The organism is Sphingobacterium sp. ML3W, from assembly GCF_029542085.1.
In the GTDB taxonomy this organism is placed as follows: Bacteria; Bacteroidota; Bacteroidia; order Sphingobacteriales; family Sphingobacteriaceae; genus Sphingobacterium.
This window is the reverse complement of record NZ_CP107036.1, coordinates 2460780-2481052: the sequence shown is the minus strand read 5'-3', so window position 1 is coordinate 2481052 and position 20273 is coordinate 2460780. Positions and strand designations below refer to the sequence as shown.

Annotated in this window: 24 protein-coding genes; 8 read left to right on the top strand and 16 right to left on the bottom strand. The window is 38.1% G+C overall.

Translation table 11 applies throughout. The features are described from left to right. The first annotated feature begins 132 nt into the window (after positions 1–132). Positions 133–606 (top strand): 23S rRNA (pseudouridine(1915)-N(3))-methyltransferase RlmH, encoded by a 474-nt coding sequence (gene rlmH, locus OGI71_RS10605; protein ID WP_077435332.1) that lies wholly within the window; start codon positions 133–135, stop codon positions 604–606. Positions 607–650: 44 nt separating this feature from the next. Further along, complete coding sequence (locus OGI71_RS10600; RefSeq protein WP_262507815.1) at positions 651–779, top strand: hypothetical protein; 129 nt, start codon at positions 651–653, stop codon at positions 777–779. Between the two features lie 549 nt (positions 780–1328). On the opposite strand, the gene OGI71_RS10595 is transcribed toward OGI71_RS10600, so the two are convergent. The 4 genes from OGI71_RS10595 to OGI71_RS10580 form a co-directional block, all read right to left on the bottom strand. Further along, positions 1329–2579, bottom strand: a complete 1251-nt coding sequence (locus OGI71_RS10595; protein ID WP_282255408.1) for a PQQ-dependent sugar dehydrogenase — start codon at positions 2577–2579, stop codon at positions 1329–1331. A gap of 169 nt (positions 2580–2748) precedes the next feature. Beyond that, on the bottom strand, positions 2749–2994 hold the full coding sequence (locus tag OGI71_RS10590) for a hypothetical protein (RefSeq protein WP_282255407.1): 246 nt from the start codon (positions 2992–2994) through the stop codon (positions 2749–2751). 70 nt (positions 2995–3064) lie between these two features. Beyond that, a complete protein-coding gene (murI, locus tag OGI71_RS10585; RefSeq protein ID WP_282255406.1) occupies positions 3065–3889 on the bottom strand; it encodes a glutamate racemase in 825 nt (274 codons plus the stop codon). Between the two features lie 54 nt (positions 3890–3943). Next, positions 3944–5359, bottom strand: a complete 1416-nt coding sequence (locus OGI71_RS10580; RefSeq protein ID WP_282255405.1) for a glycoside hydrolase family 125 protein — start codon at positions 5357–5359, stop codon at positions 3944–3946. A gap of 196 nt (positions 5360–5555) precedes the next feature. Between OGI71_RS10580 and OGI71_RS10575 the strand changes: the two genes are divergently transcribed. Both OGI71_RS10575 and aroQ read left to right on the top strand, forming a co-directional pair. Beyond that, positions 5556–7229, top strand: a complete 1674-nt coding sequence (locus OGI71_RS10575; RefSeq protein ID WP_282255404.1) for a gliding motility protein RemB — start codon at positions 5556–5558, stop codon at positions 7227–7229. 192 nt (positions 7230–7421) lie between these two features. Next, the gene (gene aroQ, locus OGI71_RS10570) at positions 7422–7841 is read left to right on the top strand and encodes a type II 3-dehydroquinate dehydratase (protein WP_282255403.1); all 420 of its coding nucleotides are present in this window, start codon (positions 7422–7424) and stop codon (positions 7839–7841) included. Positions 7842–8035: 194 nt separating this feature from the next. On the opposite strand, the gene OGI71_RS10565 is transcribed toward aroQ, so the two are convergent. Genes OGI71_RS10565 through OGI71_RS10545 form a run of 5 tightly spaced genes read right to left on the bottom strand, consistent with a single transcriptional unit; the run spans position 8036 to position 11734 of the window. Then, a complete protein-coding gene (locus OGI71_RS10565; RefSeq protein ID WP_282255402.1) occupies positions 8036–9010 on the bottom strand; it encodes a bifunctional riboflavin kinase/FAD synthetase in 975 nt (324 codons plus the stop codon). Positions 9011–9065: 55 nt separating this feature from the next. Further along, on the bottom strand, positions 9066–9788 hold the full coding sequence (truB, locus tag OGI71_RS10560; RefSeq protein ID WP_282255401.1) for a tRNA pseudouridine(55) synthase TruB: 723 nt from the start codon (positions 9786–9788) through the stop codon (positions 9066–9068). A 9-nt stretch (positions 9789–9797) separates the two neighbouring features. Continuing rightward, the gene (locus OGI71_RS10555; protein WP_223578820.1) at positions 9798–10592 is read right to left on the bottom strand and encodes an undecaprenyl-diphosphate phosphatase; all 795 of its coding nucleotides are present in this window, start codon (positions 10590–10592) and stop codon (positions 9798–9800) included. A gap of 15 nt (positions 10593–10607) precedes the next feature. Next, positions 10608–10853: a DUF3098 domain-containing protein gene (locus OGI71_RS10550; protein ID WP_282255399.1), complete on the bottom strand. Its 246-nt coding sequence runs from the start codon at positions 10851–10853 to the stop codon at positions 10608–10610. Positions 10854–10855: 2 nt separating this feature from the next. Further along, positions 10856–11734, bottom strand: a complete 879-nt coding sequence (locus OGI71_RS10545) for a permease-like cell division protein FtsX (RefSeq protein WP_120258349.1) — start codon at positions 11732–11734, stop codon at positions 10856–10858. A 218-nt stretch (positions 11735–11952) separates the two neighbouring features. Here OGI71_RS10545 and leuS point away from each other — a divergent pair, with 218 nt between their 5' ends. Next, positions 11953–14736: a leucine--tRNA ligase gene (leuS, locus tag OGI71_RS10540; RefSeq protein ID WP_282255398.1), complete on the top strand. Its 2784-nt coding sequence runs from the start codon at positions 11953–11955 to the stop codon at positions 14734–14736. Positions 14737–14792: 56 nt separating this feature from the next. Here the strand turns inward: leuS and OGI71_RS10535 are convergent, their stop codons facing one another. Beyond that, on the bottom strand, positions 14793–15074 hold the full coding sequence (locus OGI71_RS10535) for a GNAT family N-acetyltransferase (protein WP_120258347.1): 282 nt from the start codon (positions 15072–15074) through the stop codon (positions 14793–14795). 281 nt (positions 15075–15355) lie between these two features. Here OGI71_RS10535 and OGI71_RS10530 point away from each other — a divergent pair, with 281 nt between their 5' ends. Continuing rightward, entirely contained in the window at positions 15356–15781 is a 426-nt protein-coding gene (locus OGI71_RS10530; protein ID WP_120258346.1) for a cold shock domain-containing protein, read from the top strand. 135 nt (positions 15782–15916) lie between these two features. Here the strand turns inward: OGI71_RS10530 and OGI71_RS10525 are convergent, their stop codons facing one another. The 3 genes from OGI71_RS10525 to OGI71_RS10515 form a co-directional block, all read right to left on the bottom strand. Continuing rightward, positions 15917–16207 (bottom strand): RNA polymerase alpha subunit C-terminal domain-containing protein, encoded by a 291-nt coding sequence (locus tag OGI71_RS10525; RefSeq protein ID WP_282255397.1) that lies wholly within the window; start codon positions 16205–16207, stop codon positions 15917–15919. A gap of 204 nt (positions 16208–16411) precedes the next feature. Beyond that, on the bottom strand, positions 16412–16828 hold the full coding sequence (locus tag OGI71_RS10520) for a hypothetical protein (protein ID WP_282255395.1): 417 nt from the start codon (positions 16826–16828) through the stop codon (positions 16412–16414). Further along, the gene (locus tag OGI71_RS10515) at positions 16783–16971 is read right to left on the bottom strand and encodes a hypothetical protein (RefSeq protein ID WP_282255394.1); all 189 of its coding nucleotides are present in this window, start codon (positions 16969–16971) and stop codon (positions 16783–16785) included. Before OGI71_RS10515 ends, OGI71_RS10520 begins: the two co-directional genes overlap by 46 nt. A 58-nt stretch (positions 16972–17029) precedes the next feature. Between OGI71_RS10515 and OGI71_RS10510 the strand changes: the two genes are divergently transcribed. Beyond that, positions 17030–17611, top strand: a complete 582-nt coding sequence (locus OGI71_RS10510) for a TetR/AcrR family transcriptional regulator (protein ID WP_282255392.1) — start codon at positions 17030–17032, stop codon at positions 17609–17611. Positions 17612–17659: 48 nt separating this feature from the next. Here the strand turns inward: OGI71_RS10510 and OGI71_RS10505 are convergent, their stop codons facing one another. Together OGI71_RS10505 and OGI71_RS10500 are read right to left on the bottom strand one after the other, a co-directional pair. Continuing rightward, positions 17660–18505, bottom strand: coding sequence for a metallophosphoesterase (locus OGI71_RS10505; RefSeq protein ID WP_282255391.1), 846 nt, complete (start codon positions 18503–18505; stop codon positions 17660–17662). After that, positions 18502–19011, bottom strand: a complete 510-nt coding sequence (locus OGI71_RS10500) for a GNAT family protein (protein WP_282255390.1) — start codon at positions 19009–19011, stop codon at positions 18502–18504. The genes OGI71_RS10505 and OGI71_RS10500 overlap by 4 nt, the downstream gene beginning before the upstream one ends. A gap of 117 nt (positions 19012–19128) precedes the next feature. On the opposite strand from OGI71_RS10500, the gene OGI71_RS10495 reads away from it, so the two are divergent. Next, positions 19129–19608, top strand: coding sequence for an SRPBCC family protein (locus OGI71_RS10495; RefSeq protein ID WP_282255389.1), 480 nt, complete (start codon positions 19129–19131; stop codon positions 19606–19608). Positions 19609–19650: 42 nt separating this feature from the next. On the opposite strand, the gene OGI71_RS10490 is transcribed toward OGI71_RS10495, so the two are convergent. Further along, a complete protein-coding gene (locus OGI71_RS10490) occupies positions 19651–20271 on the bottom strand; it encodes a hypothetical protein (protein WP_282255388.1) in 621 nt (206 codons plus the stop codon). Between the last annotated feature and the right edge of the window lie 2 nt (positions 20272–20273).

The following is a 20273-nucleotide window of genomic DNA, read 5'->3' as shown; positions in this document are numbered from 1 at the left end:
ATTTGGTTTTTGTGCATATGTTGCGAAAATAAATGTTCTATAACTAAACGAATATCTTTGTTTATTGTTTTGTGGCTTTTTGTTTACGTATATTTTAAATAAAATCGGAACTTTGGGAACTTGATTGATACTATGAAAATAACGTTACTTTGTATTGGAAAGACAGATGATAAATACTTGATCGAAGGAATCGACAAATACATCAAAAGACTAAAGTTCTATGTCAACTTTAATATCGTTGTGATACCGGACATTAAAAATAGCAAAAGTCTTTCTGAGGAGCAGCAGAAAGACAAAGAGGCCGGATTGATTTTAAAACAATTACAGCCACAGGATATGGTCATACTACTGGATGAGTTTGGTAAAGAGTTTCGCTCTTTGGATTTTTCTGCTTATTTGGAGAAAATGATGATCAATAGTGTGCAACATATGGTGTTTATTATTGGTGGTCCATACGGGTTTGATCAAAAGATCTATGACCGTGCCAGTTCCAAAATGTCCTTGTCAAAAATGACATTTTCGCATCAGATGATCCGTTTATTCTTTACAGAACAACTCTATCGGGCGTTTTCAATTATGAAAGGTGAACCTTATCATCATGAATAATATGGAAAAAAGTCCGTAACTTCATCATTAATAAAAACAGACTTATGAATTTGCCGAATAAACGTGATTATCACTATAAAAGTGATGAAGGAGAGAAAAATAGCCAATTGAATAAATACATCATGATAGCCTGTATCGTTATTGTGATTTTATTGGCAATTTATTTTGCATAATTTGATATCCTCTAATTACGGAATAAGTAAAAGAATAAATCTCTTACTTAATATCCGTATGGAGGATATCAGCAGATGATTTTAATAAATTTGATTGAAATTGTTTGGAGGAGAACGCTTAATTTTTCGGAGAGGGTTGGTTGGTTTTGCGCGTTCTTTTTGGTTCGGTGTTGTTGATAAATCCCCAGTTGGTCACATAGAATGATAAGGGGTTAATTTCTAATAATTTTTTCATTTTTTCTTTTTTTACCATATAATATTTTATTGTTTCGATTATATTAGATCAATAATCGAGCCAAACTTTAGATTGTGCCCAGTGACTTTTTGTGATTTAGTATTTTGTAATGGGAGTAATAAAATTGAGAAAATAGAGGAAAACGCGAGTTTCAACTAAAGGGTTAATGGCTAAATTCCCTGAAAGCATCATTGAGGAAGCTTTCCAAAAGTAAAGACGACCCACAGCTTAGTCGATGTTTGAAGAAAAATTGTAGGGGATACGAATAAAAAAACAGCGATGTCTGACCTTTTCGGACATCGCTGTTTTTTTATTTACTTTTTATCTATTTTATATAGTCTGCCAAGATCAGTAATGGCATATAAGGCACCATCCGGCCCTTGTGTAATATCTCTGAACCGCTGTCCTTCACTGCCTAATAGACGTTCTTCGCCAACAACCTTATTATCTTTCAAAATAATTCTGGCAATATGCGTGCTACTTAAACCGCAAATAAAGAGGTTGTTTTTCCATTCAGGAATGTTTTGTCCAGTATAGAATGTAATTCCACTTGGAGAGAGCACAGGGTCCCAATAATAAACTGGTTGTTCAAGTCCTTCTTTTTGCTGTATTCCTGCGCCAACTTTATCCCCTTTATATTCAATTCCGTAAGTTATGGTTGGCCAGCCATAGTTGATGCCTGCCTGGATTTTGTTAAGCTCATCCCCACCACGTGGACCAAACTCAGTTTCCCATAAATCACCAGTTTCAGGATGGAAAGCAAGCCCCTGCGGATTACGATGTCCATAACTGTAGATTTCTGGTCGTGCATTTGCTTTTCCGATAAATGGGTTGCCCGATGCAGGTTGTCCATCTTTTGTAATGCGCAAAATCTTACCCAGGGCAGCATTCAGATCCTGAGCCAAGGGTCTTGTCTCTAAATCGGAACGTTCTCCGGTACTAAAAACAATATTTCCTTCTTTGTCAAAAACGATACGTCCCCCGTAATGGAGATTACCTTTATGAGCAGGAGTAGCTTGATAGATAACCTTAGCCTCTTCAAATGATTTTTCATCAGCAGAGAGCTTGCCTTTAGCAACAGCCGTTAACGTTCCTGCTGGGGTGTTGTCCGCAAATACCCAGTAGACCATACGGTTGGAGCTAAAATTCGGATCGAGCCTCAATCCGAGTAAACCACCTTGACCACTTGTATTGACTGCAGGTATACCTTTGATTGGTTCGCTTAATTTGCCATCAGCACTTGCAATACGCATATCGCCCTCTTTCTCTGTGATTAGCAGTCTGCCATCTGGTAGCGCTACAATACCCCAAGGAGACTTTAGTCCCTCAGCTATAACTTTACCCTCGAAAGCTGTAGTCGTTTTAGCACCAGCAATTCTGGTCTGCCCAGCAAATGCAGGTTTGTAGTCCGAATTTGCTTTTTGCGTTTCTACCGGTGGATAGCTTGTGGTATCAGTAGGATTAGCTGTGCTATCTGAACCGGAGTTTGAATTTGCATGATTGGAATTGCAGGCGGTCAAGCCAAGTGATATCGTTAAAAGGCTTATTGTCAGTTTGTTTTTCATTATTAATGACTTGTTTTTTTGGTCTGATTGTTCGTTTGAAGATATTAAAAATTAATGAAATGCTGCCCGATATAATGTAATAAATTTATCGACATCCGGCCATAAGCCTAAGAAAGGAGAGGCGGGATAATAATTTCATCTATTTTTGCTGGGTATTTTTAAGGGGAAATTAGGGGGTGTTCAGACAGTGAGTCAGTATCTGTTGTAATTCTTTGTCTTTATTGACATAATAATCGCTAACTTCTAAAAGTGCATTTGTGCTTAAATTATAGACACATACCGGAATATAATTTGGTTGAGCAGATGTTTCAAAAGTCTTAAAATAGTCCGCACTTTCCTGGAAAGTCGAAAACTCTTTTGACTCACAATGCTGTGTCTCTTGATTGTATGCAATTGTTACATAATTCTTTTTCATTGTACGCTCCTTTACCTAGAATAACGAAAAGTAAACGACAAAAGTTTTAAAAATTCGCAGCTTTTTATTTTTAAACACTGATATGACTGGCATCTACATGTTTTCCGAAGAATATTTTTGCTTTGCTTTCAAAATCCCTGGGATCGTCTGTGGTATAGAATGCCAACTGACTATTTTTTGAACAGTATGTTTCTATTTCCGTATGACGGTGAAGGTATTCCTGTAGACTTTGCGCAACGATAGGTCCTTGGGAAATAATATTGACATTTTTTGGGACGTATTTTTCGATCACAGGTAATAATAAGGGGTAATGCGTACATGCCAATACAATGGTATCTATTTGATCGGATTTCTGTAACAGTTCATGGATATCTTTTTGGACAAAATAATGCGCCCCCTCTGTATTGATCTCATTATTTTCAACCAGAGGAACCCAAAAAGGGCAATCGTGTTGAAAAACCTCAATTTCCGGATTAAATTTATGTATCTCGATCTTATAGGATTCAGATTTTACTGTTCCAGTTGTTGCGAGGATACCGATCTTGTTTGTTTTCGTATAATTATGGATGATTTCAGTTGTTGGTCTGATGACCCCAAGCACTTTTTTTCCAGGGGGAAGATCGTTTTGTTGAATTGTTCTCAACGCCTTTGCCGAGGCTGTGTTACAGGCTAAGATAACGAGATTACATCCTAAATCAAACAATTTAAATACACATTGCTTGGTGTAATTATATACGGTCTCAAAAGACCGGGTGCCATAGGGGACACGTGCATTGTCACCCAAATAAATATAATCATATTGAGGAAGGAGCTGCTGAATTTCCTTAAATACAGAAAGGCCGCCATAGCCGGAGTCGAAAATTCCAATAGGACCAGAAGTCAGTGTATTATCCATAACGCAATGCTATAAGTTACATCCACCTATAACATTGCGTTATAAGATTCAGTTTTACTGAAGCAAAGATGGTTTCTCTTTATATATTTTCCAAATTAATTCGCCAAATAATGTATTGGTCCAGGCAAACCAATGTCTGGTGAATTTTTTCGGATCATTCTTATGGAAGGATTCATGCATAAAACCTGTACCACCATGCGTACTAACTAAAGTTTTGATGCAATTGCGGATCTCCTCATCATTTGTCGAAGTCTGTGCGCGCATAATAATGGACATTGGCCAAATCATATCGCGGCCAATATGTGGCCCCCCGATACCTTCGGCTGCTGTACCTTTAAAGAAGAATGGGTTTTTGTCGGACAGAACAAAATTACGTGTACGCTGATAGACTTCGTCATTGAGATTGACTGCACCTAAATAGGGCAGAGCTAATAAACTAGGGATATTTGCGTCATCCATCATGAGATGGCTTGAATAACCATCTACTTCGAACGCATATATTCTTCCCAGGGTTGGATGATCTATAATTCCATATTTATTGACGGCAGCCTCAACTTCATTCGCTAGTGATTCCATTTTTGCAGAAAGCGTCTGTTCGTTTTTAACCTTTTTAAGAATTTCTGCTGATTGTCTCAAACTGACAACCGCAAATAGGTTGGAAGGAATCAGGAAAGAAAAAATAGTCGAGTCATCCGAAGGTCTAAAGCTTGAGCAGATCAAACCTACCGGATTTACAGGATAGCCATAACCATCTACTTGTAGTGTGTCTGAACCCCTTGCCGTGGTACGCTCAAATTTATAGGGTCCTAAATTATCCTTACGTTGCTGTTCAACAAAAGTTTGATAGATCTTATGTTGGGCATCTAGCCATTCCTCGTTAAATGGACTACTGTCATTTGTTTCCTTCCAGTAATGGTAAGCCAGTCGAATAGGATAACATAGCGAATCAATTTCCCATTTTCGTTCGTGGATTCCGGGTTTCATGCTTGTATGGTCACTGAACCATTCACCTTTTTTTGTTGGGTCATTATAAAAAGCATTCGCATAAGGATCAATGTTGATGCATTTACTTTGTTTTTGTATTAAGCCGACAATGAGATCCTGCAATTTTTTATCTTTTTTCATGAAAGGAAGATAGGGCCATACCTGTGCGCTACTGTCACGTAGCCACATTGCATCTATATCCCCTGTAATAACGTAGGTATAGTTTCTGCCATTTTGAACATACGGGAATACAGTCGTATCCAATGTATTTGGAAAGCAGTTGTTAAATAACCAGGTCAGTTCCTTGTTTTTGACATTTTTTTGAAACTCTGTAATGGCATCTTCAATTACTTTACTTGAAAAAAGCCGTTTTTCTTTGGCTGTGCGTACAGTAGGAAAAGAATGTTCCTGAGCAAAAGAAAATTTGCTTGCAAATGCACCTGCTGTCAATAAGGTTGCGTTTTGGATAAATGTTCTGCGTTTCATGCTTATTAGGGCTGATTTTTTGTTATACAAGGTTATTTACTAGGATGCAAGATATAAATATTTTTGAATATAACGAACAGCAAATACGATTTAGCATTATAAAATTGACTACGCATGTTAATAAAGTCATTTTTATTCGGTTAATTTGCAGTTAGGAATGCATTTTGCTAGAAGAAATAATCTTTGAAATAATTTTATGGGGCTTAATATATCAAAAAAAAATAATTTACTTCGAATTGTGCTGGCAGGCATCGGGGTAGGTGTCTCGTTCGCAGGTTTTGGACAAATTAAAAGTCAGCCTTATTCGTATCATTTCTATCAGAAAATGAACGATGTCGTTTATTCTACCGAGACGAGAATGCACACAACAGCTAAACCATTCGTCATCAAGGATTCTTTGTTGTTGGCCAAATTTGACTCGATTCAATCCAATAAACCGGTTTCCTCCTCAAATTGGTTCATGCGTAAGATCTTTAATGAACATTTGGTTCAAGTCGAAAAAGACGATTACACGTTCTATGCGGACTTTTTGCCGGATATGTATATTGGAAAAGATATGCAGGGTGATAAACGTCGTACATGGATGAATGGCAGAGGATTTCAAGTGGGATTGAATGTGGGTAATAAATTCACCTTTAATTCATCGGCCTTTGAAAGCCAAGCTGTTTTTCCAAAGTATTTGGACGATTATATTGTCGCTAATAAAGTAATTCCCGGTCAGGGAAATACCAAATTTCAGTCGAAAAATAAAATGGACTGGATGTATGCGACTGCAAGTATGACCTACGATGCGCACAAGTATATTCAAGCGACTATAGCGTACGATAAAAACTTTATTGGAGATGGTTACCGCTCGATGCTGCTTTCTGACTTTTCATCTAATTATGCGCATCTGAAGTTGACCGGTACGATCGGCAATGTGCAGTATACATCCATTTGGGCTTATATGAATGATCCGACACATCCTAGAAGAAATATGACTGGGGATTATTCAGTGGAAGGACAAAATTATGAGCGTCTGGGGGACGGCAAGAAATGGGGAGCATTCCAATATTTGGATTGGAATGTGACCAATAAATTATCTGTTGGGTTTTTCCAGTCTGTTGTTTGGGCAGCCCAGGATGACGCTGGAAGAAGAGGATTTGACTTCAGTTATATAAGTCCGATTATCTTTATACGTCCCGTTGAAAGTAATAGTCGATCTTCACCGGATAAAATGTTCTTGGGGGCCACTTCAAAGTATAAATTACCTTATAACCTGACGGTTTATGGTCAGTTTTTATTAGGAGAATTTACAGCGAAGGAATTTTTTGCGGGTAATGGTTATGCACATAACAAGTGGGGTGCGCAGTTAGGGGTAAGGGGCTATGATATGTTTGGTGTCAAAAAACTAAACTTCCTTGCAGAGTATAATACGGCTAGACCTTATACGTATGCACACTTTAAATCCTATTCAAATTATAGCAACAATGCCGAACCATTGGCGCACCCAAAAGGTGCTAACTTTAGGGAGTTGGTTGGTCTCGTAAACTATGCTTGGGACAGATGGGACTTTTCATTACAGGGAATGTATACACAAAACGGATTGGATCTGCCTGATGGAACTAATATGGGCGGAAATATCTTTCAATCTTATAATACCATCCCAAATATGTATGGAAACCATATCGCGCAAGGTATAAAAAATAATATCTATTATGCGGATGCGAAAGCAGCATATGTACTAAATCCTAAATATAACCTTCGTTTAGAATTGGGGTACATGCAACGCTATGCTAAAGCACAGTACGACACACCTGTCGTGAATAAATCGGGGGTGGTCACATTTGGACTTCGTTCAAGCTTTAGAGCGATCTATAATGATTTATAGGAAGTTTTTATATATTTGAGCATTACAGCTTATGAAAACATCATGATTATTCAGGCCGTATAAAGGAATGTATAATCATGATGTTTTTTGTTAATATATTCATTTTAATATCGTTTAAAATGTAACCGATGCTACTGAGGTAGTTTGAAGGCATAATCGAATAGATAATATTGAATCAATCACTAAATACCGATGAAAAAAATCCTTGTATTAAATGGCCCAAACTTAAATCTATTGGGTGTTAGGGAAAAGTCAATCTATGGAAGTCAAGATTTCTTGAGTTATTTTGAGGAATTAAAGGCACGTTTTTCTGCAGTTCAATTGGAGTATTATCAGAGTAATTCTGAGGGAAAGTTAATTGATAAAATTCATGAGGTCGGTTTCGAGTATGATGGTATCGTCATGAACGCTGGAGCATATACCCATACATCTATTGCCATTGGAGACGCTATTGCTGCTGTTCAGACTCCGGTTATTGAAGTTCATATCAGCAATGTTCATCAACGGGAGGAATTTCGGCATCATTCCTTTTTGGCTAAAAACTGTAAGGGGGTAATCTGTGGTTTTGGGTTAGATAGTTACCGACTTGGCATCGAAGCACTTCTAGTCTAAAAAAACTACAGCTGGTATTTTGCTCATTTCTGGTATAATAATGCTGAGAGACTAAAGCGTGACCGATTAAAAGGGGCGTAAGGGCCATTAAATAGGATGATGTGGGAGCAATGAGGATACAAAGAATAAGATAGGTATAAAAAAAGAAGAGGCGGGAATTCCCGCCTCTTCTTTTTAACTGCGCCCTTAGGTTATTATCCAATAAGACTTCTTATTTCTATCTCATCTGCTTTGATTTGCGCTTTCATTTCCTCTAGTGAGTCAAAACGTTCATCATGACGGATAAAGTGCAGGAATTTAACCCGAAGTGTCTTGCCGTAGATATCCTGATCAAAATCAAATAGACTGATTTCAATCGCACGATTCATTCCGTCAACCGTAGGCCTTGTACCAATATAGCCCATACCTTTAGCGATAGAAATAGGATTCTCTTCTTTATACTCGCCTGTAGTAATATTCTGGATGTGATTGTATATATAAACCTCTACTGCGTATATACCATAAGCAGGAATTAATTTATGCGGTTCATGCACTTGTAGATTGGCTGTAGGAAATCCGATGGTACGCCCGATTTGATCCCCTCGGATCACGGTTCCCGTTAACTCAAAAGGATAACCTAAATATAGGTTGGCTGTTTTGATATCACCTTTAATGAGTGCTTCACGCACACGTGTGGAAGAGACTGCGATATCATTGATATCCTGTTCTGGGATCTCATCTACACTATAGTCGAATATGGACGCAAACTGTTCCAGATCGCCTAATGTACCCTTGCGATCTTTTCCAAAATGGTGATCATATCCGATAACGATTTTTTTAGTACCCAATTTACCTACAAGCACATTGCTAATATATTCTTCAGGAGTTTGATTGGAAAAATCTCGGGAGAAGGGGATAATGATAAGATGGTCAATACCAACCTTGCTGAGTTGGCTTACTTTTTCCTCAATATCATTTATTAAACGTAAACTATCATCATCTGGATTAATAATTAACCGTGGATGAGGGAAAAAAGTAAGTATTATGGTTTCGCCGTTAATTTTTTGAGCAGCCTCTTTTAAGTGGACTAATATTTTTTGATGGCCAATATGAACACCATCAAAAGTACCAATGGTAACTACTGCATTTTCAACGGGGGAGAAATCTTCTAAACTTCTGTAGATTTTCATTTATTGGATTTTTTGCAAAAATAAGATAAAGAATCAATAAAGTGCACCGATGGGTTTATTTAATGATTTCCTTATGACGTTTTATTTCGGCGATAAGCTGTTCAAGATTCCAAGCGTTTTCAATCGTATAATCACCACTTTTGGTACGTCTTAAGGAACTTAAATGGGATCCACTATGTAATACTTTTCCAAAGTCGTATGCTAATGATCTGATGTAAGTGCCTTTTGAGCAAGAAATGCGAAAATACACATTCGGAAGTTCAATCTTCTCAATTTCAAAGCGATTGATCCGTACCTGGCGGGATTTTATTTCAACCTCTTCACCACGACGAGCTTTTGCATAGACACGTTCACCATTGATCTTTATGGCAGAATGCGCTGGAGGAAACTGTTGTATGTCGCCTTCAAAGGTCTTTGCCGCATCAAAGATCATCTGTTCGGTAATATGATCGATAGGGAATAGCTCATCAATTTCGGTTTCTAGGTCATAGGAGGGAGTGGTTCCGCCCAATGTAATTGTACCTGTATATTCTTTGTCTTCAGCCTGATAGCTGTCGATCTTTTTTGTCAACTTACCAGTGCAGACAATTAGCAATCCCGTTGCTAAGGGATCCAATGTGCCTGCATGGCCAACTTTTAATTTTAATGGTTTCAGTGAGTTTCTGACTTTCCCAACAACGTCGAAACTTGTCCATGTTAAAGGTTTATCAATCAACAACATTTCACCTTCAGCAAAATTAAACCTTGCTGAATTTTCACCAACCTCTATGTTTTCCATGAAAAAAAATTAGATAATTTGTAAACTATGCCCCGAAAGAAGTAGTACGAGAATAACAACCCCAACAACTATTCTATACCATCCGAAGGCCTTAAAACCATATTTGGTTAAAAATCCAATAAAAGATTTGATTGCAACAATTGCGACAACAAAACCAATGAGGTTACCTACAATAAGAAGATTAAGCTCTTCGCCTGTAAATGTATTTCCTTCTTTGAAGAATTTCAATAGTTTAACAGCTGAAGCGCCAAACATCATCGGCAAAGCCAGAAAAAATGAAAATTCTGCGGCTGCTTTACGTGTTAATTTTTCGGCCATACCACCGATGATGGTACTAGCAGATCTGGATGTGCCGGGGATCAAAGCCAGACATTGGTATACACCGATCATAAAGGCCTGCTTGTACGAGACGTTGTCTGAATCTTCAACAGTAGGTTTATTAAACCATTTGTCGACAAAGAGCAGAACAACACCGCCGATTACCAGCATAATCGCAACCATCAGTGGGCTTTCCAAAAGTGAATCGATAAAATCGTTGAAAAGTAATCCAAGTACCGATGCAGGAATAGCAGCGATCACCAACTTATAGTAAAATGAAAGCGATTTAAAGAATCGCTTGTAATATAAGACGAGAACTGATAAAATCGTTCCCAATTGAATGACAATCGTAAATAATTTAACAAAGGCTGAGGGTTGAATACCCATCAGTGCAGTTGCTATAATCATATGACCTGTAGAGGAGACAGGCAAAAACTCCGTTAATCCTTCGATGATAGCAAGGATTATAGCTTCAATAATAGACATCAGTTTTTAATAAGATTATTCTTCAGTTTTAGTTGTTTTGGGGCGATACAGGATCGCTACAAATCCCAATGCAAAGCCGAGGACGACTACAATTGGCGCTAAAGTGATTTTGGTAAAACTATAGATATCAGTTTCACCAGACATCAGCGCAAAGCCAATGACTACAAGAACCAAGCTAGCTATAAAAAGCTGATAATTTAATTTTGAAAATACGAAGGAACCTTTATTTACAGATTCCGTAGATTTCTTTATTTGAGCCATTTTTATCTATATAAGTCGTTAGATTGAGCTTTTAAATATTTCGTTACCGCGAAGTAGGTACTAAGCCCTGAGATTAAAATTCCGATGCAGATGACACCTAAGAAGATGATCGCAAACTCAAACCAGTTGCGTAAAAAGACCAATTCAGGTATTTGTTGTTGTGCTAATTTGAGCGTCAATATCAATAGTAGAATCGCAATCAGCGAACCTAATAAACCATGGATAATACCATAAGTGATAAAAGGTTTACGAATAAAGTTTTTGGTTGCACCAATTAATTGCATGCTTTTAATTAAGAAACGCTGCGAGTAAATAGCCAAACGTATGGTATTGTTAATTAAGGCCACAGCGATGATCAATAAAATAACAGCAAAGGCCAAAACAATCATACCGATGATACGTACGTTTTTATTGACCATATCAATCAATGATTCCTGATAGACAACCTCTTTTATTTTATTGTTTTTAGAGATTTTTTCGATGAAAGTCTTGATGCTATCCGTATTGGCATAATTCTCCTTCATATAGACATCCAATGATGGCAATAATGGGTTGTGCCCAAGGTACTGTACAAAATCTTCACCAAGATCTTCTTTTAGGTTTTTGGCAGCAATTTCTTTGCTGATATACACTGAGCGAAGGACATAAGGGTCTTTTTCAAGATCTTTTTGCAAAGAAAGTACATCGCCTTCACTGGTGCCATCATTTACAATGACATTCAGGACAATGTTTTCTTTAACGTACTTTGAAAGATTTTTAGCGTGCACCAATAATAAGCCTAACATACCTGTTACCAATAGCACCAGTGCTATACTGATAACTGTGGATACATATACAGACTTTGTTTTTCTTTTTTGTGTGCTTAATTCGTATTCTGACATAATAAGCAAAAATTTATTTGCGAAAGTAACTAATTGAGCGGAAGATTTCGAATTTATCTTGTAATTACTTTGATAAAAATCAATTCGAATTTAGTTTTCTACCTATGTTTAAATAACTTTTCAATACTAGAATTTATTGTTCAAACTACAAAACTTTTATCACATTTCAGTATTAAAATCGTAATTTCGCAAGTCATAAAAATTCCTTACGAACAAAAATGGAGTATAATCACAAATCATTAGAGAAAAAGTGGCAGAAGTTTTGGGCGGATCATCAAACATATAAAACATCAGATGCGCATCAGAAGCCAAAATACTATGTGTTGGATATGTTTCCTTATCCATCTGGGGCAGGACTACATGTTGGTCATCCACTCGGATACATTGCTTCGGATATCTTTTCAAGATATAAACGACTGAAAGGCTTCAATGTACTGCATCCAATGGGTTATGATTCCTTTGGACTTCCTGCAGAGCAATATGCGATCCAAACGGGTCAACATCCTGCTGTTACAACCGAGGCAAATATCAATCGTTACCGCGAGCAGATGGACAATATCGGTTTCTCTTATGATTGGAGTAGAGAAGTTCGGACTTCTGAACCTGAATACTATAAATGGACGCAGTGGATTTTTATGAAATCATTCGGTTCTTGGTATAATAAAGAAACGGATAAAGCTGAACCCATTGACACATTGATTAAGAAATTTTCTACAAATGGTTCTGCTGCTGTTCAGGCTGTTTCTGACGAAGATGTATTAGAATTCACTTCGGAAGAATGGAAATCTTTTGATGAAGAAAAACAACAACGTGAGTTGTTAAAGTATCGTATTGCTTATCTACGTGAGAGCACAGTCAACTGGTGTGCTGCTTTAGGGACAGTATTGGCTAATGATGAGGTGATTAACGGCGTGTCTGAACGTGGTGGCTATCCTGTGGAGCAAAAGAAGATGATGCAATGGTCAATGCGTATCACCGCCTATGCTGATCGCCTGTTAAAAGGTTTGGATAGCATTGATTGGCCAGAGCCCTTGCTAGAAATGCAACGTAACTGGATCGGAAAATCCGTCGGTGCTTCTGTCAAATTCCCAGTTCCACAGTTGCGTGCTGCTATTGAAGTTTTTACAACCCGTGTGGATACTATTTTCGGTGTTTCATTTGTCGTTTTAGCGCCTGAACATGAGTTGGTTGCATCGTTGACGACAGCCGAACAAAAAGCTGAAGTTGAAGCTTATATTGAGAAAACATCAAAAAAATCTGAACTAGATCGTATGGCCGATACCAAAACAGTATCGGGAGCCTTTACAGGTTCATTTGCTAAACATCCTATTTCAGGCCGTGATGTGCAGATCTGGATTGCAGATTATGTTTTGGCAGGATATGGAACAGGAGCGGTTATGGCTGTACCTAGTGGCGATCAACGTGATTATGTTTTTGCCAAGCATTTTAATTTAGAAATTATTCCGATTTCGGATACTCAGCAGATTGAAGAAGAGGCTGATCCGAATAAGGATGGAAAATACATCAATTCTGATTTTATTAACGGTATGACCTATCAGGAGGCTGTGCCTGCGCTGATTGCGAAGCTGGAAGAATTGAAATTAGGTAAAGCGAAGATCAACTTCCGTATGCGCGATGCGATTTTTGGTCGTCAACGTTATTGGGGCGAACCTGTACCAGTCTACTTTAAAAATGGTCTACCATATCTTATTAAAGAAGAAGAACTACCTTTATTATTGCCTGAGGTTGATAAATACTTGCCAACAGAGTCTGGAGAACCTCCTTTAGGGCGTGCTAAAGACTGGAAATATGAGGATCAATATGAATATGAGTTGAGTACAATGCCAGGTTGGGCAGGCTCTTCATGGTATTGGTTCAGATACATGGATCCAAAGAATGAGGGGAACTTTGCTGCAAAAGAAGCTGTTGATTACTGGAAAGCTGTTGATTTATATATTGGTGGTTCAGAACATGCTACAGGTCACTTGTTATATTCACGTTTTTGGAATAAGTTTTTAAAAGATCTTGGCTATCATAATGAGGAAGAACCATTCCGAAAATTGATCAATCAAGGTATGATTCAAGGACGTTCAAATTTTGTCTACCGTGTACTCGATGAAGACGGCAGAGGAACTAATCAATTTGTGTCCTATGGCTTGAGAAATGATTACAATACAATTCCTTTGCATGTAGATGTTAATATCGTATCAAATGATGTTTTGGATTTAGAAAAATTCAAAAATTTCAGACCTGATTTTGCGAACGCTGAATTTGTTTTGGAAAACGGCAAATACATCTGTGGTAGTGAAGTGGAGAAAATGTCCAAGTCGAAATTCAATGTCGTTAATCCAGATGATATCATTGAAACTTACGGCGCTGATACCTTACGTCTTTACGAAATGTTTTTGGGACCATTGGAGCAAGCCAAACCATGGAATACGAATGGTATCGAAGGTGTTTACAAGTTTCTAAAGAAAGTATGGCGCCTGTTTCACGATGCCGAAGGTAATTTTAATGTATCGGATGAAGAGCCTTCAAAAGCCGAGTTTAAAGCTTTACATAAGATTATTAAGAAAGTGGAAGATGATATCGAGCGTTTCTCGTTCAACACTTCTGTTTCGGCCTTTATGATCTGTGTGAATGAATTGACCGATTTGAAATGCAATAAACGCCAGATATTGGAGCAACTTGTTATCGTTCTTCAATCTTATGCACCACATATTACGGAGGAATTGTGGAACTTATTGGGGCATGAGGCAGGTACACTTTCTCAGGCAACTTATCCTACGTTCAAACCAGAATATCTAGTCGAGTCTGAATTTGCATATCCGGTCTCTTTCAATGGTAAAATGAAGTTCAATTTATCACTTGCATTGGATTTAGATCAACAAACTGTTGAAGAAACGATCAAGACACATGCAGATGTACAGAGACACCTGGACGGTAAGCCAATTAAAAAGATTATTTTTGTAAAAGGGAAAATAATCAATATTGTAGCTTAGTCTAATACAGTTGTCAAAAATAAAAACCATTTTGTCCCAGTGATAAAATGGTTTTTTTATGCTAGTACGTCCTGAAAGGCAATTGTTTTGTCAAAAATTGATTTTGCATAAGGACAGTTCGGAACAATCTTGGCATCGTTTTTCCGGGCATAATCTACGGCCTCAAGAACAAGCTTTTTACCGACACTCATCCCTTTATATTCGTCATAGACCTCGGTATGGTCTATGGAAAACTCGTACTCACTCTGCCAGGTATATTCCAAAATCCCAGCTTCATTATTTTCCACCTCAGCAATGAAATTACCTCGGTCATCTCTTTCAATATTTTTTACTTCCATAGTGTTTTTTCAAAATAACGTCCAAAAGATATTTTTGTTTTATAAAAACGCTCAAATTTTGTGTTGCTATGTGGACTATATGTCTGTTATCATGGTAGTCGGAGCTTCTCCGAATTTAGGTTGTGGTGGCTGTTAGATGTATTATCGGATGTCGTTGATTTTTCCTATTTTTTTCGTACCTTTGCAATTATCTCCTTAGAACACCTCGCATTTTTATCTTTTCAACGAAGCTCTAAAGGTCCGACATCTCCTCGGGAACATTTTATTTTAATCCATATTGAATGAGCAAAAGCCAAATTACATTTAACAAAAAAGAACGAGAAAAAAAGAAATTACTCAAAAAACAACAAAAAATTGAGAAAAAAGAATTCAACAAAACAAACAATGACAAAGGAAAATCTTTGGAAGAACTGTTTGCTTATGTTGATGAACATGGGAATATCTCAGACAGACCTGCGATCAAATTGAAAGAAGGGGAGAGTCCAAGTATGTCTTCGAACCACCAAGATGACTATTCTTTTGGAAAAGTTGTCCATTACAATACCGAATCCAACTATGGATTTATCAGAGATAATGAGACTCAACAATCTATTTATTTCAATGATCGTCTTGTTGGACAGAAATTGAATCTGAATCAGAAAGTTAAGTTTAAATTCAAAAGCGCAAAACAAGGTGCTCAGGTAACTGAAGTTTTGATCGAGTACTAGTAAACGAAGATTCCGCTTGTGTTAAAAGCGTTGAATAATAAAGCCCTCAAGCACTTCTAAGTAGCGAGAAACTATATGGAAGCCAATCGAGGGCTTATTTTTTGTTATCATCTGACAGAAAAATCCTTGGGACAATTACTCCTTAAATTTTAATCCCTTTTCCATTAAAGCCTGACTTAACAGCGGCAAGGAAGCCTTTCCAAGGCCATGGAGCTTCAGTAGGTCCTTCACCGAGTACTGAGTTAGCTTTTCAAGTTGATCTATACCATGGTTTAATAGCGCATTTCTAGCGGGGCTACCCAAAAGAGCTAGAAAACCATCTTCAGGTTTCTTTTCCTTTTCGCATATTGGACATGTTGGGCAATCTGTACTCTTATAGAAGCTGTGCCCATTACTACATGTTCTTTTGGTTTTGATTCTTGTCATGTGACCTACATCTGCTAATTAATCACAATATCAACACTATTATTCAATTATAGTTTATACTTTTTGCCATTGAAGGTCTGTTTACCATTAATATATTCTGGGGGGATTTTAGGCGGGAGCTTTTCTGAGCGTATATTCTATTTTGTTCCAGAACGTATTTTTATTGGCTGTGGTTTAATTTCGGCTGCAAACCACATGATTGGTTCAACCGGGACTTTTTCTGATATAACGGGGTTGATGGAATAAAAAGTAAAATAGTCCTCCCATAAAATAGGCAATGACGTCATAGGTATCCCCCGTATTGTAGTCTGTGTAGCTAGGCATCACGTACTCAAACAAGAGTGATACAATAGCCGATATAAACCAGATTTGGTGCAATGGATATCCATGCGGTTTTCCTTTATTGAATAGAAAGCTTCCCGTAATAGATGCGACATGAACAATAATAGGGACAAAGACAAGGTCCGTAAGCCAGCTGTTTAAAAATGGAATAGGAAAATGCTGTAGCCGTGTAAATCGAATAAAGAACCAGCATAGCCAATAAAAAATAAATATACCGTCAAAAAGATTCTTTACTAATGCGCAAAGGAAATGGCGATCAACATAGCTATTGCTCCGCATACCATCAACGTTAAAAACATAAAAAAAGCTGTCTGTTTACCGATTTTTTTCCAGGGACCATCATTTGGATGGGTCGGAATAAGCGTTTGCTTTAGATCTAGATATTGATTTTTTAGCCAACTTTCTTTCTTTTCGTCTTTCATATTATCTTAATTTATCATTCATGACACAAAATTAGAACAATTGTTCTAATTTTGTGTCATGAATACGAAAGAAAAAATTGTAGTGGCAGCGCTAGGGGTATATAATCGAGAAGGAATACGTACCGTTACGACACGGCAAATTGCGCAGGAAATAGGTATTAGTGCTGGCAATCTCCATTATCACTTCAAACATACAGAAGATATTATCTTTACTATTTTTGAGGAGCTGCAACGCGACTATGACGAAATGGTGGTTTTATTTGATCAGAAAGATGCCAGATTTCAGGAGTTATTGCAGGAATTTACGGAGGGCTCTTATCTGTTGATCAATAAGTATAAGTTTATTTTTGCCAATTTCGTCGAGATCTGTACTTGGATACCCGCTATTGGGGATGCTTACCGGACTCTTGTTGCACGACGTGAGGAACAGTTTATTTCCCTCTTTGAGCACTACTCCAAATTGGGAATGTTTAGACAAGATATACCAATAGCCATTCTGAAGGGTTTTGTACGTCAGATTTTTATTATATCAGATTTTTGGTATTCGAGTTTTGCGGTATTGGGCGGTCGATTTGAATCGGATGGGCTGGAAGACTATAGACAAACAATAGAAGTGGCATTCTATCCATACCTGACTTAATTCCATATGGTGTTTATTGAAGCATTAAACATGACAGTATCTCCGATCTTAGTCCTTTGTTAAGGTGAAAATGGTTATTTCTGGTCGTGCATTAAAGCGGACGGGGATACTATGACCGAGGCCCCTGTTGATGTAAAGGGTTCGGTTTCCAGAAAGTTTTTTAATACCCTGATCGTAGTTTTTGTTCGAGACAGGGATAATGGGTGAACCCCAGAATGGGATCCGTACTTGCCCGGCATGTGTGTGACCTGATAAGATCCACCCTTCATAGCCATTCCATACATCCATATCAGCAACATCGGGGTTGTGGCAGAGGACAAGGCTCGCTTGGTTACGGTTGTAGTTCTTCATAGTTTTTACAGGGTCAAAGTTTGTTCCCCAATAGTCATCCATACCATAGAGCTGTAGACCATTTATATTCACACTTTCGTTTCTTAAAACAGTAATATCATACTTTTTTAGCAGTCTAGTGATTGAATCCGCTGCGGAACTGTCTTTAAAGGCTCTTCCATAATCATGATTTCCCAAGATGGCCAATGTCTGTAGTTTTCCTTTTGGTGCTAATTGCATGACTTCGTCGAGATCATGGAGTGGCAGGGCATTGTCGACCAACCGAACAAAATCACCTGTGTAAACAATAATGTCCGGATGTGTTATACCAACTTTCGCGAAGTTGTTTTTGATAAAATCTTTACTGACATAGTCACCGATGTGGATGTCCGAAATCTGAACGAGAGTTTTCCCTTCAAGGTTGCTAGGAAGGTTTTTTATAGGGAGTTTTAGCTGTTCGAATTTGACCCAATGTGTTTCGATCTGCCAGGCATAGTAACCGAGCAGAGCAGCGACCAAGGTCAGGGTAATAAAGGCTTTTTTTAAAAAACGTTTCTTCTTCATTGTGTTTTGGCTAGCCAGTTTGATTTGGTGATTTGCATATTCAGGCCCTTCCAGGTTTCATTGCCGATTGACGTTTCAGTTGTGGCGCCTTCATTGATCTGAAATCCAACACCCTCATAACATTTTATTGCGTTCGTGTTCCAGTCATAAACGTTTAAATCCGCTTGATCGTAGGTGTTATCAACAAAGAGCAATTTCAGCATCGCATTGATAGTTTTCTTACCATAGCCCTTATTTCTTTCGGTATTGTCAGCAATCAATATGCGGGATAATCGTGGTATACTTCTTTCAAAGTTCAATTCACAATGCCCGATAACGTTTTGTGTTTCTGTACTGACAATTTTATAGGGACGGCGTTTGGGATCGTCAATATACTTTTTTAATTGTTCGTCAGTCACTGGAAATGAAAAATATGGACCTGCGAACTGCAGGAGTTCTTCTGGAGATTTGATCCAGGATTTGAAGCGGTCAAAGTCAGCTTCTTCAAATGGAAGCAATGTGATCATAGCCTTCTTGTTATTGATATTAGATTGGAGGGTTAAATTAGATAATTGTTAGACTCTTTCCTAAGAAATTCGTGTTTTTTACGAAATTTGTTCCGAATTCATCGATAGCAAGATTTTATGCCAACAATTGTATTAGACACCACTGTAAATGCACCAATAGGGATAGTTTTTGATCTGGCCCGCAGTATAGACTTACACATGTATTCGACTGGGAAGACAAATGAGAAGGCGATCGCAGGTGTGACCAGTGGGCTGATCGAAGCCGGACAGACCGTTCAGTGGCGGGCAAAACATCTGGGTGTATATCAAACGTTGACGGTGCGGATCGCAAAAATGGAAAAACCCTATTTTTTCGAAGACAAAATGATACAGGGGGCATTTCAGTCGATGGATCATCAGCATCTTTTCGAAGAGCAGGCTGATGGTACGGTGCTGATGCGGGATGTGTTTAATTTTAAGGCGCCCCTAGGGCCTTTGGGGCGGTTTGCCGAATGGTCTTTCCTTACAGGTTATATGAGGCGGTTTCTCGAAGAGCGTAACCATATCATCAAGCTGGTTGCCGAGTCAGGAGATTATAGCCGCTATCTCGAAGGGTAGGGTGGAGGATTGCTTTTTAAATGTAGACTGTGTGTGAGGTGTTTAATGGTTTCTCGCAATGATGTTGAGGTTCGGGTTTTCTTCTAAAAGCTGTTCCTGTAGAAAATCGAATGCACCTCTTTGGTTCATTGTCACCTGATGAATCTTGGTGAATTCATTGTAAAAATAGACGCGGAAACTATTCGGGCCGCGATAATTCTGTATAATCTTGGTCTCTATACGGTGAATCTGACTGATTGGAATTTTTTTACTTCCAAAAAAAGGAAAAAATACAAGTTCATGCTCCTGAAAAAGGTACGGCGCAATAGTTGCATAGATGCGGACAAGTCTTCGGGTGTACCGCTGATAAATAGCAAGGTCACGACTATTGAGACCTCGTAGGGCAATAATAAATTTTTGATTTTTGGCATAAACGACCCAACTGAGCCCGCCGAATAATACGCCGAAATAGACGAACAATGTACTCAAGAGCGGGAGGGACTTGTAAAAAAATGCCAGTTTATCTGAAGCAGCTGTCCACTTATCCAAAAAAACATAGAAGAAGAAGCCATAGCAAAAAAGAAACATCGCTATAAATAGTCCAATAATGGCATTGCGGACTTTGCAGATTTTCCTTATCTCCGTTTGTAAAAATGAACTTTTGTTGGACGAATAACTTTCCATAT